Source organism: Paenibacillus sp. FSL M7-0420 (assembly GCF_038002345.1).
Classification (GTDB): Bacteria; Bacillota; Bacilli; order Paenibacillales; family Paenibacillaceae; genus Paenibacillus_AQ.
This window is the reverse complement of the sequence record NZ_JBBOCJ010000001.1, coordinates 1,850,570-1,867,481: the sequence shown is the minus strand read 5'-3', so window position 1 is coordinate 1,867,481 and position 16,912 is coordinate 1,850,570. Positions and strand designations below refer to the sequence as shown.

The window sequence follows — 16,912 nt, the reverse complement described above, 5'->3', positions numbered from 1 at the left end:
TATAATGAGTGATATAATCTCTTATTCAATCTGACAGAAAAGGCGGAATGATCATGGCAGCCAAAACCAATAAGCAGCTCATACTTGAATTTGAATCGTTCATCACCTATATTCAATCGCTGGACCGCTTGGAAGATGCAGACTGGGAGGCTCCGCTGGAGGCCGGAAAATGGTCCCTGCAGGATGTCCTCTGCCACATCATGCTGTGGGACAAATACTTTTATGAAGAGGCCCTGGTCAAAATCCAAGAAGGCCTGCCGCTGACAGCTGCGCATCTGGACTTCAATGCATTCAATGCCAATGCGGCGCTGGAACAGAATCATCCCGATGGGGACGGCAAGAAATTCAACATCGCAGGTATCTGAGAGATTTCATCTCCCACGACAAGCATCATAAGAAGCAGATAGAGAAATATGCAGCATCAGTTGCGGTCCCTAAATCATAAAACTGCGCCCCCGTCTGTCCACTGAAATCTGGATAGATGGAGCCGCAGCTTTTTAACCTACTTGTGGTCAGAAACTAAGCTTCCTGATTCCTAATCACAATCTCGAACTTCTCATGATACGGATGCATGAATAATTCATACTGAATTCTACGCTGTTCATGGGACTTCATTAAGTATCCGATATCCGTGCCCCGCTCGGCCACATCCCGGATTCCCCTGCGCCTCAGCTCGGTCTCCCCATCCGTGTGCAGGTATACTTTGAGGTCATACAGCCCCGGATCGGTAAAAGCCACACTCATGCCTTCAACAATATTAATCTTGTTGCGTGAAGATAACAGCATACTCTTGGTGTAGTGGGTATCCATAGTATACAGGCCGAGGCCGTCCCTCAGCATACGGATATCCCGCTCCAGCGCGGCAACGTTATGGGCCAGCGGGTGGCACGCCGTCATTTTATCACGGTGATGTTCATTGTTATATTCATAGTCAATCATCGCGTACTTCCTGAGACTAGAACCGATAATATAAGGGTCCGTATTTAATAGATTCACATTCTCCTGCCCGAGCAGGCTGATCAGACGACTGGCAAATGTGGTTTTGCCTGATGCTCCGTGACCCGAAATCCCTATGATAACCCTCCCGGTCTGACCGCTGATCCACTTGACGATTCTCTGTAATTCCTGTTCCATTGGCCTGTGTCCTCCGCATATCCTTGATAGATGTAATAACATCTTATACTATCATACAATGCGGCCTGGGAAGCTGATGCCCTTCCAGCAAAATCCCGGCAACGGTGAAGCTTATTCCGCCGTCTGTCTATTGCCCGGCAACGTACCTCTCCACTTCAAGAGATGCCAGCAGCAGCGGCGCTACACCCATTGGTACATCTGATACAACCGCTTCGGAAATGTAGTAATCGTAGGAGCCGTTGCGGTCCTTGCTGAGGCCTGCCCCGTGGCAGATCTGGTGCAGATGAACACCTTGTTCGTCTTCGGTAACCAGATGCTTAAGGATTCCCTCGTAGCCCCGAAGCATCGCTGCCTTGAAGGAAGGCTCCAGATAACGCAGCCGCAGGGCTTTGGCCATCGCATAGACGAACATGCAGGAGCCTGTCGCTTCGAGGTAGTTACCTTTGCGTCCCGCCTGATCCAGCACCTGATACCAGAGTCCGCTCTCCTGATCCTGCACCTCAACCAGCGCACCGCACATCCGCTGAAAAATCCCCATCACCGTACCCCGCTGCGGATGGGTCAGCGGGAAGTGCTCCAGGCAGTCCACGGCGGCCATCGCGTACCAGCCCATCGCCCGGCTCCAGAAGTGGGCGGACAATCCGGTGGAGGAATCCGCCCACTCTTGCTCCCTGGATTCATCCCAGCCGTGATAGAACAGGCCGGTCCGCGGATCACGGGTTCTGCGCTCAATCAGCAGCAGCTGACGGGCGGCTTCATCGATCAACTCCGGACGCCCGAAGACCGCCCCGTATTCGGCCAGGAACGGCGAAGCCATGTATAATCCGTCCAGCCACATCTGGAAGGGATATATTTTCTTATGCCAGAAGCCGCCTTCGGAGGTCCGGGGCTGTCCGATGAGCTGCGCTGCCAGCAGATGGGCGGCTTCCGCGTAGCGCTGCTCGCCCGTCTGATGGTACAGCCAGAACAGATTCTTACCCTGATTGATCTGATCCAGGTTATATTCCTCCAGCGAATAGGAGCGGATGCTTCCGTCCTCCCCGATGAAGCTGTCCATATGCCGCTGCATGAAGGAGAGGTACTCAGGCTCGCTATGCTGCACCCCGGCCCGGGCCACTGACATCAGCAGCATGCCGGGAACATACGCCCAGCGCTCCATCACATACTCATGCTCCCCTTGTTCATTGCATTGACCGATGAATGTATCCGCAATTCTGCGGGATAAGCCTGTGCTTACTGCTTCTGATATAGACATCTCTATTCCTCCTGTCATTTGCGCTACCTGTTACCCTACTCCTGCGGACCGGCAAGCTGCTTAAGCAGCCAGGCATACGCCGGTTCCCCATGAATCTCATGACCCCCTGTGAAAAAATCCGCCGCAAGCCGCCCGTCATGGCCCTCTGCCGCAAAAATCAGCTCCAGCCGGTCCAAGGCTTGCCTCGCGGCGGCGGGACCAAACAAATGGTCCGCATCCCCCGCCTCCAGGAACAGCCCGCGCGGTGCAATCAGGCCCAGCAGGTCCGGCATCTCCGCTTCCAGCAGAATGCCCGGAATGTAATTGTCCAGACAATGATTCCGTGTGAGAATGCTGTCTTGGAACGTATTGGCGTAGCCGCTGACCACCGCACTGCTGATCCGTTCATCCAGTGCAGCCGTGAAGCCTGCCACCAGCCCGCCGCCGGAGATGCCCATAATGCCGATCCGCTCACCGTCAACCTCATCCCGCTGCTGCAGATAATCCAGCGCCCGCATCGTCTCATAGATGCGGAAGCCTGCCATCGTCTGCCCTGTCATCAACAGCGCCGCGGACAGGCGGAAGCAGGAATTACGTCCGGGCTCGCCGCTGGCAAGATCCTCAGCCAGACGCCTGTCTCCGAATCCGAGTACCTCGGGAGCCGCAACGACGAAGCCTTGCTTCACCAGGGAGACGGCAAAATCCTTATGCAGACCCGGGTCCCCCGTCCGCTCCGACCCGTCCGGGCTCAAGCCGGTGATCTCGCGGCTGCCGTAGCCATGCCCGTGAATAGCCAGCACAGCCGGGCAGGGCGAAGACAGCGGCTGCTCCGGGAGCAGAAGATACATAGCCATTCGCAGTCCTTCATAGGTGGTAATCCCGACCCGTTCGCGGATATAGCCGGGACAGACTGTCCGCTCCAGCTGTACCGGTTCAAGCGCTGCCCTCTGAGCAGGGAATCCGCCCAGCCGCTCTATGAATCCTGCGGCAAGGGATGCCCGCCATTGTCCGAATGGAAGGTCTGCCCTGAAGGCAGAGCTGCGCGGTGCAGAAGCCGTCAGTTGATTGATATATTGTTCAAGTGATTCCATCAGGGATATCCTCCAATCCTGTTACTGGGTTCGGGTGAACCACGGCCCAAGCGATTAATAGCCCTCGGGATGCCAGCCGTCCAGCACAGACAGAATCCGGTACTGTGCGGCTTCCTCCGCAGTTAATTGGCGTGACCACGCCACCCGGCCTTCGGGGCAAGCGCCCGGGCCGCTGCTGCCATACTCTTCATAGCGGCTGGTCTGCTCCCGGTCCGGCTGCCCCCAGTTATGCCAGCCTTCGCCGGTCACCGAGCCGTCCATCACCGTGCGGATGAAGGCAACATGCGCGTAAGGGCGCCAAGGGCGTCCGAGATAGCACTCACTTACCCCTTCGCCGCCGGTAATCCGGCAATCCAGGAACACATAACCGAAGGCGGCTCCCTCCGGCGTTGAAGCCGCTGTGATATACCCTCTCGAGCGCTTGTTATGGAGATGGCAGCGGTCAAACAACGCGGTAGCCGGACCAAAAATATAATCCACATCCCCCTCAATGTAGCAATCATCATAATATTGCCGCCCCGGCCCGGTATACAGAGTATCCTGGTCCCCTAACAGACGTACACGCCGGAACACAGCCTGCCCGGCATCCACGAACGCCGCGACCGCCTGTCCTGTTCCCGGGCCGGAAGTGTTGCGGATCGTCAGATTCTCGGCAGTGAAGCCTTCTGCGAACACATTCAGCGTCCCGGTGCGGAAGGTACGCAGCGGTTCACCGTCCGCGCCGAGCGTATGGGCATTATCATTCCACGAGATAATGGTGGAATGCTGATCCTCTCCCAGCAGCAGGATGGGCGGGGCTTCGCGGGCGATCGTAACCTTTTCCTCATAGATCCCTGGCTTAATCCGTATGGTTACGGCTTGCAACTCCCCCGGCGGAATGGAATCCAGCGCCTCCTGCAGACTGCTGAATCCTTCTCCGGCATTCTTCGAGACTATAATTAACATGGACGGCTCCTTTCACAGCAACCTGAATGTATTCTATAATAACTGTAACAGCTTCCAGGAGAAGAGGAGATGTATGAACAGCGTATCTGGCCCTAATCCCAAATATTATCTTGAAGACGGACGCTTCAGCATCCAGCATATGAAGCGCAAAGGCATCACTGCGATGCCGCGCCCCCACAGCCATGAATGGACGGAGCTGTATTATCTGACGGACGGGGAGCGTGTATATTTTGTGGACGACCGGGTGGTTACGGTTCACAAAGGCGAGCTGATTCTGATTCCCGGCCGCGAGCTCCATTCCACGGCAAGCTCCGAGAAGGCCGAGTTCGAGCGGATTCTGATCAACTATGACCCGCTGCTGCTGCCTCCGGTGCTGAGGGACGAGCAGCAGTGGTTCCAGAGCCGCCGCTACCGCTTGTTCAGGCTGACCCTGCGCGAGCAGAATGAAGCGGAGTCCCTGCTGAACCGCATGCTGGAGGAATCCCGCATCCGGCGGCCCTTGTACGAAGCCTGTGTCACCGCGCTATTGACCGAGCTGATGATTCTGCTCCAGCGTTCGGAGAGTACGGCCCAGGCTGGCGGCACCCGCCATCCGCTGCACCATCTGGTAACAGATGTCGCCACCTATATACGCACCCATTACCGGGAAGCGCTTACGCTGGAAGAGACCGCCAAGGACTTTTTCATCAGTCCCTCTTATTTGAGCCGGGTATTTCATCGTCTGACCGGCTTTCATTTCCGGGAATATATCGTCCATATCCGGGTCCGAGAGGCCCAGCGTCTGCTGGCCGGGACCCCCGCCAGAATCCAGGAGATTGCCGGGGCAGTCGGCTTCGAGCATCTGTCCCATTTCAATAAAACTTTCAAAAAATCAACCGGCCTGACCCCGCTCCAGTACCGTAAGGAAGCGGGAGCGCAGCCTGCACCGGAGTCCCGAGGCTAGTATCCGGTCCGTCCCGCACCTCTGCTTAAAGCTCCGTGATGGCCAGCTCTCCTGAACGGACAAGCTCAACATCACTGCACTTATGCATCTGTACCTGCGGCTCCTCCTGCGTCTGCAGCCTGATCCGGTCCAGCTTCAGACCTGCTGCATGGCGCAGGATGATGCCCCGCCTGCTTATGGCGGTGAAGTTCTCCACCGTAAGCGCAGCAAGCGGCATTTCCGGCAGCCCGTTCACCAGCAGCGCGGTTGCCGCCCCGTGGCAGGCCATATTCCGCAGCGTAATGTTACGGAACTGCGGAGTCTCCTCCGTGACCGGAACCTCCTGCTCGTCATAGCCCTCAGACCCCTCAACCCCGGCATAGAACAGGTGGAAGGATACCGCTTCATGGACGATGCCTGACATCTGTATATTTTCCACCAGGATATCCTCTACTACGCCGCCTCTTCCCCGGGTACTCTTGAAGCGCAGCCCGATGTCCGTACCCATGAACACGCAGTCGTTCACCCGGACCGCATGTACACCGCCCGACATTTCACTGCCGATCACTACCCCGCCATGCCCGTGATAGACCGTACAATGACGGATCGTAATGTACCGGCAAGCTCTTCCTGCCCGGCGGCCCTCCTCATCCTTGCCCGATTTCAGACAGATGGCATCGTCGCCTACATCGAACCCGCAGTGCTCGACCAGCGCATGTGTACAGGACTCCAGATCCAGCCCGTCCCCGTTCTGGGAGTACCATGGATTGCGCACTTGAATATGTCTGATTGTAACCTGCTCACAGCCCATGGGGTGCAGACACCAGGCAGGAGAATTCTGAAAGGTCGGGCCCTCCAGCAGCACTCTGCGGCAATTCCGCAGGCTCAGCAGCGCTGGACGCAGATACGCACGGGCAGGAAGGTAGGCTTCCATTGCTGTCTCGCCGCCTTCCTTCAGCTTCAGAACATAAGCTTCTCCCGTAAGCGCTTCCTTGGAAGGCCACCAGATCTCACCCTGTTCATCCAAGGCTCCCCCGGAAGCAAGCAGGCTATTCCACTCCAGTTCCGTCCGCTTGAAGCGCTTCACCGGACGCCAGGCCTCACCGCTGCCATCGAAGATGCCTTCACCGGTAATGGCTACATCGCTCAGATCCTCACCGTCCAGCGGAGCCTGGCACCGCCAGCCGGCAGTCCCTTCGTAATGGGAGAACAGCAGCGGATACAGATTATACTCGGGTTCAAAGCGTACCAGTGCCCCCCGCTCGGCACACAGATTGATCCGGCTGTGCAGCGTCAGCGGCCCGGTACGCCAGATTCCCGGCGGGATGATCACCGTTCCTCCTCCCGCAGCTGCGCAGGCATCCAGGGTATCCTGTATAGCAGATGTACAGAGCAGCCCTTCAGCTTCTGCCCCATAGTCTGTAATACAGAAGGTCCGCTGCGGAATCTGCGGCAGCTCCGGGATTGGATAAGCTTCGGAATCATATTTATTATTCATCGTATTCCTCCATCTCTGTCTAATCAAGATCTATTCAAGCTCTTCATAGCTGAACCAGCCGTAATCCGCAACATTGCTGCTCTGTGCTCCGCCCGCACTGGCATACATTCCGATATAGGCCCCTGTAAAACCACCGGCCCAATCCGTGCTCAGCACCCGGCCGTCAGCCTGTTCATGCAGTGCGGTCCAGGTATCTGATACTGAAGCTCTATAATAAAAACTGTAATCCTGCCCCCTGGCTTCTACCTTAAGCTGTACGGTATCCAGCGGATAAGGCACAGAGGCCAGCAATTGCTCAGCTCCTCTGCTGCGCACGGTCAGCTTCAGCAGCTGCCTGCCATCCTCCAGCGTCCGTTCATAACGGAAGTGGTTGTCCGCATTCTGGATCAGGGCCAGTCCGGCGCTCTCGCCTGCGGCTTCCGGCTGGAAGCGCATCTCCGCTGCGGCTCTGAAGCTGAGATGCTGCTGCCGTCTTCCGATATAAGCCGGATTTTCTATATCCGCCAGCACCTCCGGCTTCAGCCGCAGCCGCAGATGTCCCGGATGCTCGGTGAGGCTCCAGAATTCACCGCGCGGCGTGCGCAGGAAGTTCCAGATCGGGCTAAGCTCCCCGGCAGCAAAATCATCCCGCACCGGCAGCAGCGGCCACTGCGTCACCGGCAGATCCGGCGCTGGCCCCTCCAGCTCAAGTACGCCCTTGCCGGGATTGACTACCGGCCATTCGTCCTCCCATTTGACTGGACTCAGGAAGGTCTCCCGGCCCAGGTTGCGGTAATATCCCCCGCAGGTCCGGGAGGCCAGGCAGAGCATCCACCAATCCCCGTGCTGCGTCTCCACAAGCTCCCCGTGACCCGTATTCACGATGGGGTACTCCCTGCCGAGATGGCGGTGGGTCAGGATCGGATTGGCCCGGTGCCCCTCATAAGGCCCTGTCACGTTCCGGCTTCTGGCAACCGTTACCGCATGGGTATGGCCGGTGCCGCCCTCGGCGATCAGCAGATAATACCATCCTCCTATGGAATACAGATGCGGCCCTTCCTGGGCATGGGCAGTCTTCAGCGCACCTTGCCAGAGACTGTGCTTCGGACCGGTAAGCCTGCCCTGCGCCAGATCAATCTCCTGCAGCCAGATGTCCATATGCTTCGGATAATCCTGGCCTCCGGGAGGCACCCGGTTACCGGTGTAGTAGACCTTGCCGTCCTCATCGAAGAACAGGGAAGGATCAATGCCGGGCGCATCCTCCAGCCAGACCGGATCTGACCAGTCTCCCGCCGGATCGGCGGATGTGACATAAAAATTATGCGGGTCCTTGTGATTATCTACGAACGTTGTGATCATATAAAAGAGACCTTGATGATACCGGAGGGTCGGCGCCCAAATCCCCCTCGACGGGAGAATCCCGTCCAGATTGAGCTGGGACGGACGGTCCAGCACATGGCCCAGCTGGCGCCAGTGGACAAGATCCCTGCTGTGGAAAATCGGAACCCCGGGGTAGAATTCAAAGCTTGAAGTGACCAAATAATAGTCCTCTCCTACACGGATGGCCGAAGGATCTGGATAGAAGCCCGGCAGCACCGGATTACGGAATGTTCTCAAATTCGGAAGTCCTCCTTCACACGGGCATTATGTACAAATACTCAATCAACGATAGGTAAGCATAACCCATTATAGTTCGTATAAGTTTAAATTTCTTGCGCTTTCTATGTTCTTTTTCTTGTTTTTTATACTTTCTTGTCCTGCAAACAGAAACAGCGACAGCAGAGGACGGATAACGTCTCTGGCTGTCGCTGTATGAATATATTACAACAATAATTCAGCCTTACTTCCTCGCATAGAGCGAATAGGTCTCTGGAGCGGCAAAATGTAGTTTCTGCGCCAATCGGATGGAGGCCGTATTGTGAAGGTCACAGTCCCATCTTGGCGTGATCTGACGTTCTAAGCTCTCCAGGATAAAAGCTTCGGCAACACACCCCGCCACGCCCCTTCCCCTATACAAAGGATTCGTCACAATATCAATCTCCGCATACTGATCGGACGAGAATATAGAGACACACTCTCCTGCAATTACTTCATGTTCCGTAACAAAGAAACCGAAGCCCTTGTCCGCAAACCGCTCCACCGATCCCCAGTATTTCCGGATGTACGCTGCATCGAACTCTCTATGTCCTTCAAGCGATTCCTCATTTGTCCTGTTCAGCCGGAAGCCATCCGGTATACCCGCTCTTCCCGATTGCATGAAACGATGCTCATTGAATGTAAAAGAATACCTCTGCATCCGCTGCAGCTTCGCCCCTAAAAGCTCATTAATTCTTCGATCCCATCGTTCAGAGGATGAAAATAACGTAAACCTCTGATTAAGCTTCTCTCTGCGCTTGAATTCGTGCATAAGCATGAGTGCAAAATCATCATTAGTCTCATCCCCCATCACTGCATAAATGCCTGAAGAAGTACCGATCAGCGCCGAAGACTTATCGATGATGATGTCCCCGTCAATGTAACGGTCTAATACCGAATACGCAAATGTGGGAAAAGTGTTATCTTGATCAGCATCCATTATATTTCTTGCGGCGATGGCAGAAGCTTCGTTCTCGATCATTTCAAAACGTTCCTTTCTAGAGAAAACAGTATGGTTTACAACAAATTAGATAAACAGCTAATTACATGATAATATAATTCGTTGATCCATACAATTGTTATTATTATACGCGGTGCAGCTTACGGTACCGGGATGGTGTTAATCCCAGCTTCGCCGTGAACACCCGGCTCAGATAGAAGCCGTTCTCGTAACCGCACTGCTGGGCGATCAGCTCAATGGGCAACCTTGAATCCTCCAAGAGCTGGCAGGCCCGTCTGAGCCGGAGTCCGGTTACGAAGTCTGAAGGGGCCTTCCCATAGGCTGCACGGAAACGCCGCGTTAATTGTACCGGTGTAATAGCAAGGGTAGCCGCCAGCTCCTGCAGGGTCATAGGTGTACAGGCATGCTCCAGCAGCCATTGCTTAGCCTGCTGCATCAGCGGGCCCGGGCTTGTCTCTCCAGAGCGCAGCTCCTCGGATGCACTGCTGCGCTCAATTTCAAGCAGCCTCCACAAATCCTCCAGCATATGCTTCATCCGGCTATAGCCCGGCTCCTCCTGAATCCCTCTTCCGATACTCCGCATATAGCGGCAGGTAGACATCAGGCGCTCCACATCCCGGACAGTCCATCTGCCTCCAAGCGTTGCGGCGTCCTCCGGTCCCTCCTCTTCCTCCCATTCGAATTGTATGAAATGAAAGGTCAACGGACTAATTGTTCTCCGGTAAAAGGTTGTCCCCGGCGGACATACAATGATATCCCCGGACCCTCCTTCCCCTTCGTGGTCTCCGAAGCGGTAAGCGAATTGTCCCTGCTCCACCGCAAATAAGGTCCACACGGGGTAGGTGTCGTGCTCCAGCAGGAACTGATTTTTCTGCTCCCAATACAGATAGACTGCCGGACGAACCGACCAATTCATGCGCATGTCTGACGCTCCTTAGATGCATTATTCAATGAAATAAAGTGTATAAATCAAGAAATTATATGCATGTCATTTGATTATAGATTATCCTATCATGAAACTACGGATATATTAACACACACCAAAGGAGAGGTTCAACAATGCGTAGTGAAACGGTCAACACGGATGTAACAGTGGTAGGCGGCGGACTGGCAGGGGTATGCGCGGCGATTGCAGCAGCCCGGCTGGGCCAGCGTGTGGCGCTGATTAATAACCGTCCGGTGCTCGGCGGTAACTCCAGCAGTGAGGTGCGGGTATGGGTATGCGGTGCAACCTCGCACGGTATCCACCGGTATGCCCGTGAGACGGGGATTATGGGCGAGCTGTTTGTGGAGAACCAGTACCGCAACAAAGACGGCAATCCGTATCTGTGGGATATGGTGGTGCTTGAAGCGGTTAAGGCCGAACCGAACATTCAGCTGTTTCTGAACACGGATGTTCATGAGGTCGATGCTTTCGAGGATGGCAGCGGCCAGCGGAGCCTCCGGTCCGTGACCGGATGGATGATGGGGTCGGAGCGGAGAATTACTTTTGAAAGCGCGGTCTTTCTGGACTGTACGGGAGATGGCCTGGTAGGCTTCCTGGCAGGGGCAGAGTACCGGCTGGGCCGTGAAGCACGCGAAGAATATAATGAGGAATGGGCACCGCTAATCGCAGATGATATTACGCTCGGCAGCACACTGCTCTTCTATACCAAGGACGCAGGTCATCCGGTCAAATATATCGCTCCAGCCATGGCAAAGGATATTACACAAACCTCTATTGCCGAGCGCCGCATCATCCGCAGCGGTGACAACGGCTGCGCCTACTGGTGGATCGAATTCGGCGGCGAGCAGGACACTGTTCACGACAATGAGGCCATCCGCGACGAGCTGTGGTCTGTGATCTACGGGATCTGGGACTATATTAAGAACTCCGGCAAATTCGACGCTGACAACATGACACTGGAATGGGTCGGTTCCACTCCGGGCAAGCGGGAGTACCGCCGGTTCATTGGCGATTATGTCCTGAATCAGAACGATATCCTGGCCCAGCGCGAATTCCCGGACCGCGTAGCGTTCGGCGGCTGGTCCATTGACCTGCATCCGCCGCAGGGAGTGTACGCTACAGAGTCAGGCTCGAAGCATATGTATTCGGACGGCAGCTATCACATCCCGTTCCGTTCGCTGTATTCGGTGAACGTCAGCAATCTGCTGATGGCCGGCCGCGACATCAGCGCTTCACATGTAGCGTTCGGCACGACCCGCGTCATGGCCACCTGCGCGGTCATTGGCGAAGCGGCTGGTACCGGCGCGGCACTCTGCGCCGCCAAGGGAATATCGCCGCGCGAACTCCATGCGGGCCACCTGAACGAGCTGCAGCAGACGATGCTGCGCCAGGATGCTTCCGTCCTCGGGCTACGCAACGAGGATGATGCCGATCTGGCGCTGAAGGCTGGGCTCAGCGCTTCCAGCGAGCGGACCCGGTTCGGCGTGGAGCAATCCGCGTTCAGCGTCCCGCTCACAGCGAACATCGGTATCACCGTTGCGGCCGATCCGGGGCTGGACGGAATTGAGCTGCTGATCGATGCGGCCGAGGCAACAGAGCTGACGGTCGAGCTATGGGAGACCGGACGTCCCGAGAACTATGTTCCCCATACGCTGATTCAGTCCGCGTCAGCTCCCGTTCAGGCCGGAGCCGCCCAGTGGGTGAAGCTCCCGGTTCAGTGGCAGCCGGAGTCACCGCGCAACGCGTTCCTGATCTTGAAGGCCCATCCTGCACTGTCGCTGCATATGGCGGATGAGCCAGCTTCGGGTATGCTCGCCTACGGGCATAATGAGACCCCCGCAGCCTCGCGGGATTTCGGTGAGAATCCGCCTGCACAGCCCGTAGTGCAGTGGGACAAGAAGAAATTTGATCGCCAAGCCCCATGCCTACGCCTGTCCGGGATAACGAGTGCCTTCGCTGCGGATAAAGTTATCGACGGCTACCTCCGCCCGTACGGCGGTCCGCATATGTGGTCCTCTGACCGGATGGCCTCCGGTCAGCCGGAGTGGCTGGAGCTGGCCTGGAACGAGCCGGTTACCATCCGTCAGGTACACATCACCTTCAATGACGATGTCAACGATGATCTGATCAACCTGCATCATCATATTACGCCTTACGAAATCCTGCCAACGCTCGTTAAGGAGTATCGTATTGAAGCTTACAAGGGCGGCAAATGGACCGCAGTTGCCTGGGAACATGACAACCACAAGCGCAAGCGGGTACACACGCTGCACGAAGCTGTGAGAACAGACCGCCTGCGTGTGGTGGTGCTCAATACCAACGGCAGTGAGTATGCGGAGATTATTGAGGTGCGGGTATATGGTTAAGGGAGCGGACTAAATTTAACACATTGAAATTTGAAGCGGAAGGCTATAGCATTTAAAATGTGGACTTCAGTAGTACAGCTAAAACAAGTATGGATGGCAGACATGGTCAGTTAAGAGTATCCCGATCAATGCCGGAACAGCAGTAGGAACCCATACGGTATATGTTACTTTTGTGAAGTCAGATTCCTCCACAGTTGCAAATTTAACTTGGTTCCAGTTCAAATGGAATGAAAGCTGTTTGATGTATGTTGAGCGGGGCCTGACTGCGGTCAGGCCTTTTGACGCGGAAAGAGCTATTGATCCGTCCACTGCTCAAAGAGGTTGTACAATTCATCAAGGCGTTCCTCGTCTTCGGCCGCGAACATTAGCAGATGGCCACCGTTGTTGTTCATAATCATAATCAATTCACCCGGCCGGCCAAAAAAACGAACCCCCGTGTATAAATCTGAATCCGCTTGGCGGGATGGAAAATTCTGCTCAATCCGCTCCGCAACATCCTCATCGATCTCCCAATATTCTTCGCTGCTATACTCCATCGCCAGCACTGCCTGCAAATGGGCCATGGCCAGCAAAAATTCCTCGACAGAAGAACGCAGGCGCTCCCATTCGGCTCCGCTGCGCACATAGACGGGAGGATTATCAAGCTTCATATCCGCTGCACGGATTCCCCAGACGCAGGCTTCCTGATTTTCGGTATAAAAGATGCAGTAGTCTTCTTCCATATAACGCGGAAATTTGTGAGGCGGAACCAGAAAATCCTGAGTTGCGTTCAATGCAGAGTGGGCCCCAAGCTCAGTATAATACGCCCGCAACACCTGAGGAATATGCCCGTAGCGTTCCAGCCACGGTGTTAACGATTCATTATCGAATCCGCACGGTTCCGTAATGTGGAACAGGTCCCGAATCGCTGTGAAGTCAGTCATTACTTCTCTCTCCCCGTTCGTCGATTTCCAAGTGTTAATTAACGTAATCTTAACATAATTTATTGTGAAAAAAAGCCTAATCCTCTGGCGTAAATGCTCAAGGATCAGGCTTTCTGCTGTTTAATTTAACGCTTCATATAAAGCGATAAGAGCCAAGGACTGTCCGTACGCCATAGGCCGGAGGGCAATGTTCTTGTAATGCTCCTTATCCATCCCCATGCCGGTTCCGGCCGACACATTCAGCACGGTGCCGTCTGCGCTAATATTTTGACATACCGACTGAATGGCCTTGTCTGCCGCAGCCTGATAGGAGGCATCCAGAATACCGGCTTTAATCCCTTTGATAATCCCTGCGGCGATTGCGGCCGATCCCGATACCTCTTCATAGCTGGACGGGTCCTGCAGGACGGTATGCCACAGACCGGAAGCGGCCTGGAGGGATACCAGGGCATTGACCTGAGCAGTATACGTATCAACCAGAAACTGCCGGAAACCCGGACTAATCGAATCCTGGCAAGCTTCCAGGTAATCGACGATCCCATACGTGAACCAGGAGTTGCCGCGGCACCAGAAGATACTGCCGAAATTATCATTGCGTTCGAAGCTCCAGCCGTGGAAGAACAAGCCGGTATGCTTGTCGAACAAATACTTGATATGGAGCAGAATCTGGTGTTCAGCCTCATGCCCCCACTCTGGCCGGTTGAACTTGCGCCCGGCCTGGTTCAGGAACAGAACCGCCATAAAGAGCGTATCAATCCATAACTGTCCATTGTGCAGGTGAATGCCATCCCGGTTGCCGATGGCAGTGACCGTATGCTGGAAGCCGCCTTCTTTGGTTTTGGGCAGCTCATGAATGAGCCAATCCGCATGCTCCCGGCATAGCTCTTCCAGTTCGCTGGAAGGCTCAAGCTGATCCAGGAGCAGCACCAAAGGCAAATAGGGAGCTGTCGTATTGATATTTTTAGAAGGCAGTCCCGCCTCCAGATTACGGGAAACCCAATTCTGAAAAAATTCCATATAACGCGTATCGCCGTAGTAGTTCTGCAGCTTATAAAGACCATAAAGACCTACGCCCTGAGGCCAATCCCATTCTTCAATGCCGAAATCACGTTGCACAATCCCTACCCTGGTATCGGCCTGAACCACGGTTTTATCCTTTTCATAGTCGCTGCCGCCCAGGTTCATAAGCCTGTCTACGACCAGACCGATCTTTTGAAGCAATAGTTCGTTTGTCATCATTCCATCAGCTCCTTATTATTAAATAAGCCCGGTTAAATGGTCCGCAGATGCCATTGATCGTTAATTTCTTTAATTAACGACAGGTTGCATTTGGGTGTCCGGTCATAGGCTACCAGGCCGTTAATCTCCTGCTCTACATCCGTTAACTGTGTATAACAATATCCGTAAATAATCTTCGACGCGTATACCGCTTTCATAATTCTTCCGTATTCCAGAACAAGATCCTCTGCAGATTGTGCACTGGTATAACCCCAGCCGTCGTCAGCGCCAGCCTTATAGCTTATCCCGCCGAATTCAGTTAACAAGATGGGCTCTCCCCGATGCTCATAACCGTCTGCATACACACTGCGGGCTGATGGATTGGATGCAAGCATGGTATCTTTTGTAGAAAGAATCCGCTTGAACTCTTCATACTTATCGGGCTCATCTGCTCTGCCATGCTGATAATTGTGCATCGCACAAATGTCAGTTCGTGTCATTTCCCATCCGTCATTCGATATCACTAACCGGGTATCATCCAAGGAATGAATCAGACTATACATAGCTAAGCTGTGATACTGCTGCTGCTTATTCGATTTCACCATAGGAATGCCCCAGCTTTCGTTAAGCGGAACCCAGGCCACAATCGAGGGATGATTGAAATCACGGTCAATAATCTCAATCCATTCTTTGGTTAACCGGGCTACAGCATCATTATTGTAAGAGGCGTTCGCCGCACATTCTCCCCATACAAGGAACCCTATCTGATCTGCCCAGTATAAAAAGCGCGGGTCCTCGACCTTCTGATGCTTACGGCAACCGTTGAACCCTAATTCTTTGGCTAATTCAATATCCTTCTTCAGATGGTCGTCCGTTGGCGCCGTAAGTAATCCTTCCTGCCAATACCCCTGATCCAGTACAAGCTTTTGATAATACGGTTTGTTATTCAGATAGACCATACCATCCTCTGTATGAACCTTCCGCATGCCGAAATACGACTCTATAGAGTCCACCTCAACCCCGTGATCGTACAGCTTCATTTCCACATCGAACAAATTAGGAGCTTCCGGGCTCCATGTCCAGCCGGCGCGGTGAAAGTTTGTGCGGAATATTTTCAGACCAAACAGATCTACCATTCTTCGTGTTATAGGCTGTAACAATCGTACCCGGTCCTGAATAACCAGTTCTCCGCCAAAAGAAATACGAAGTTCCAAATCTAATTCTTCTGATCCATGCCCCTCAGACTTCACTTCAATTCCAATACTTCCTTGATCCAGATCGGGCGTAAATTTCACCTGCTGAATATGAACAGGGTTGACTGCTTCCAGCCACACGGTCTGCCAAATTCCGCTCGTGCGCGTATACCAGATGCTTTCGGGCTGCTCTAACCAGAACTGTTTGCCCCGGGGAATAGTCTCATCCGTTGAAGGGTCCTCCACATGAACCGTGACCTGCTCCTCCTGACCGGTTAAGGCATGCGTAATATCAAAAGAAAATGAAGTGTGTCCGCCCTCATGCACGCCGATATAATGACCATTCACATACACCCAAGCCCGATAATCTACCGCTCCAAAATGTAATATCACACGCTTCTGATACCAGTCTGGCTCGAGTGTGAAATTGCGCTTATACCATACATAGTCATGAAAAGTGGTATCGTGTATTCCGCTGGCAGGGGTCTGAAACGCAAAGGGAACTTGAATGGTCTGACTGAAGCTCTCACCTGGATCAAACCATCGCTGCGTTGCTCCCTCATTGCTGTCATCAAATTCAAATTGCCAGGTTCCATTTAAGTTAAGCCATGCGTCTCTGACGAACTGCGGACGCGGATATTCCATCCTGTGTGTCATCTAGCTTCAGCTCCTATCTTAGTAGTCCACAACAATAAAAGTTAACTTCTTTGTGGTTATCGCAATAAATCTCCCCCGCAAGCAAGCAAATACTATCATGATGAAAGCGTTCTTTCAAGGCTCTATCAGCGTTATTCCTGATTTTCAACTTTGTGGTATACTAAATAAAACCAGCGCTTAACCAGATCGTTTATTGTAAACCAAAAAGTT

General features: G+C 53.9%; 14 protein-coding genes. 3 read left to right on the top strand and 11 right to left on the bottom strand.

Features of this window, described 5'->3' with window-relative positions; all coding sequences use genetic code 11:
- The first annotated feature begins 53 nt into the window (after positions 1 to 53).
- Entirely contained in the window at positions 54 to 365 is a 312-nt protein-coding gene (locus MKX51_RS07910; RefSeq protein WP_340991968.1) for a DinB family protein, read from the top strand.
- A 154-nt stretch (positions 366 to 519) separates the two neighbouring features.
- Here MKX51_RS07910 and MKX51_RS07905 read toward each other — a convergent pair whose 3' ends face one another.
- From MKX51_RS07905 to MKX51_RS07890, 4 genes are all read right to left on the bottom strand, one after another.
- A complete protein-coding gene (locus MKX51_RS07905; RefSeq protein WP_340991967.1) occupies positions 520 to 1,134 on the bottom strand; it encodes a uridine kinase family protein in 615 nt (204 codons plus the stop codon).
- Between the two features lie 127 nt (positions 1,135 to 1,261).
- Entirely contained in the window at positions 1,262 to 2,389 is a 1,128-nt protein-coding gene (locus MKX51_RS07900; protein ID WP_340991966.1) for a glycoside hydrolase family 88/105 protein, read from the bottom strand.
- Positions 2,390 to 2,424: 35 nt separating this feature from the next.
- A complete protein-coding gene (locus MKX51_RS07895; protein ID WP_340991965.1) occupies positions 2,425 to 3,459 on the bottom strand; it encodes a dienelactone hydrolase family protein in 1,035 nt (344 codons plus the stop codon).
- Between the two features lie 54 nt (positions 3,460 to 3,513).
- Positions 3,514 to 4,404, bottom strand: a complete 891-nt coding sequence (locus MKX51_RS07890) for a pectinesterase family protein (RefSeq protein WP_340991964.1) — start codon at positions 4,402 to 4,404, stop codon at positions 3,514 to 3,516.
- A 73-nt stretch (positions 4,405 to 4,477) separates the two neighbouring features.
- On the opposite strand from MKX51_RS07890, the gene MKX51_RS07885 reads away from it, so the two are divergent.
- Complete coding sequence (locus MKX51_RS07885; RefSeq protein ID WP_340942479.1) at positions 4,478 to 5,347, top strand: helix-turn-helix domain-containing protein; 870 nt, start codon at positions 4,478 to 4,480, stop codon at positions 5,345 to 5,347.
- 25 nt (positions 5,348 to 5,372) lie between these two features.
- On the opposite strand, the gene MKX51_RS07880 is transcribed toward MKX51_RS07885, so the two are convergent.
- From MKX51_RS07880 to MKX51_RS07865, 4 genes are all read right to left on the bottom strand, one after another.
- The gene (locus tag MKX51_RS07880) at positions 5,373 to 6,824 is read right to left on the bottom strand and encodes a glycoside hydrolase family 28 protein (RefSeq protein ID WP_340991963.1); all 1,452 of its coding nucleotides are present in this window, start codon (positions 6,822 to 6,824) and stop codon (positions 5,373 to 5,375) included.
- Between the two features lie 30 nt (positions 6,825 to 6,854).
- Positions 6,855 to 8,420 (bottom strand): glycoside hydrolase family 43 protein, encoded by a 1,566-nt coding sequence (locus MKX51_RS07875; protein WP_340991962.1) that lies wholly within the window; start codon positions 8,418 to 8,420, stop codon positions 6,855 to 6,857.
- A 223-nt stretch (positions 8,421 to 8,643) separates the two neighbouring features.
- The gene (locus MKX51_RS07870; protein ID WP_340991961.1) at positions 8,644 to 9,420 is read right to left on the bottom strand and encodes a GNAT family N-acetyltransferase; all 777 of its coding nucleotides are present in this window, start codon (positions 9,418 to 9,420) and stop codon (positions 8,644 to 8,646) included.
- 103 nt (positions 9,421 to 9,523) lie between these two features.
- A complete protein-coding gene (locus MKX51_RS07865) occupies positions 9,524 to 10,321 on the bottom strand; it encodes an AraC family transcriptional regulator (RefSeq protein ID WP_340991960.1) in 798 nt (265 codons plus the stop codon).
- 137 nt (positions 10,322 to 10,458) lie between these two features.
- Here MKX51_RS07865 and MKX51_RS07860 point away from each other — a divergent pair, with 137 nt between their 5' ends.
- Positions 10,459 to 12,711, top strand: a complete 2,253-nt coding sequence (locus MKX51_RS07860; protein WP_340991959.1) for an FAD-dependent oxidoreductase — start codon at positions 10,459 to 10,461, stop codon at positions 12,709 to 12,711.
- A gap of 293 nt (positions 12,712 to 13,004) precedes the next feature.
- Here the strand turns inward: MKX51_RS07860 and MKX51_RS07855 are convergent, their stop codons facing one another.
- The 3 genes from MKX51_RS07855 to MKX51_RS07845 form a co-directional block, all read right to left on the bottom strand.
- Entirely contained in the window at positions 13,005 to 13,634 is a 630-nt protein-coding gene (locus MKX51_RS07855) for a hypothetical protein (RefSeq protein WP_340991958.1), read from the bottom strand.
- A gap of 120 nt (positions 13,635 to 13,754) precedes the next feature.
- Entirely contained in the window at positions 13,755 to 14,873 is a 1,119-nt protein-coding gene (locus MKX51_RS07850) for a glycoside hydrolase family 88/105 protein (protein WP_340991957.1), read from the bottom strand.
- A 32-nt stretch (positions 14,874 to 14,905) separates the two neighbouring features.
- Positions 14,906 to 16,702, bottom strand: coding sequence for a glycoside hydrolase family 2 protein (locus tag MKX51_RS07845; RefSeq protein ID WP_340991956.1), 1,797 nt, complete (start codon positions 16,700 to 16,702; stop codon positions 14,906 to 14,908).
- Positions 16,703 to 16,912: the final 210 nt, after the last annotated feature.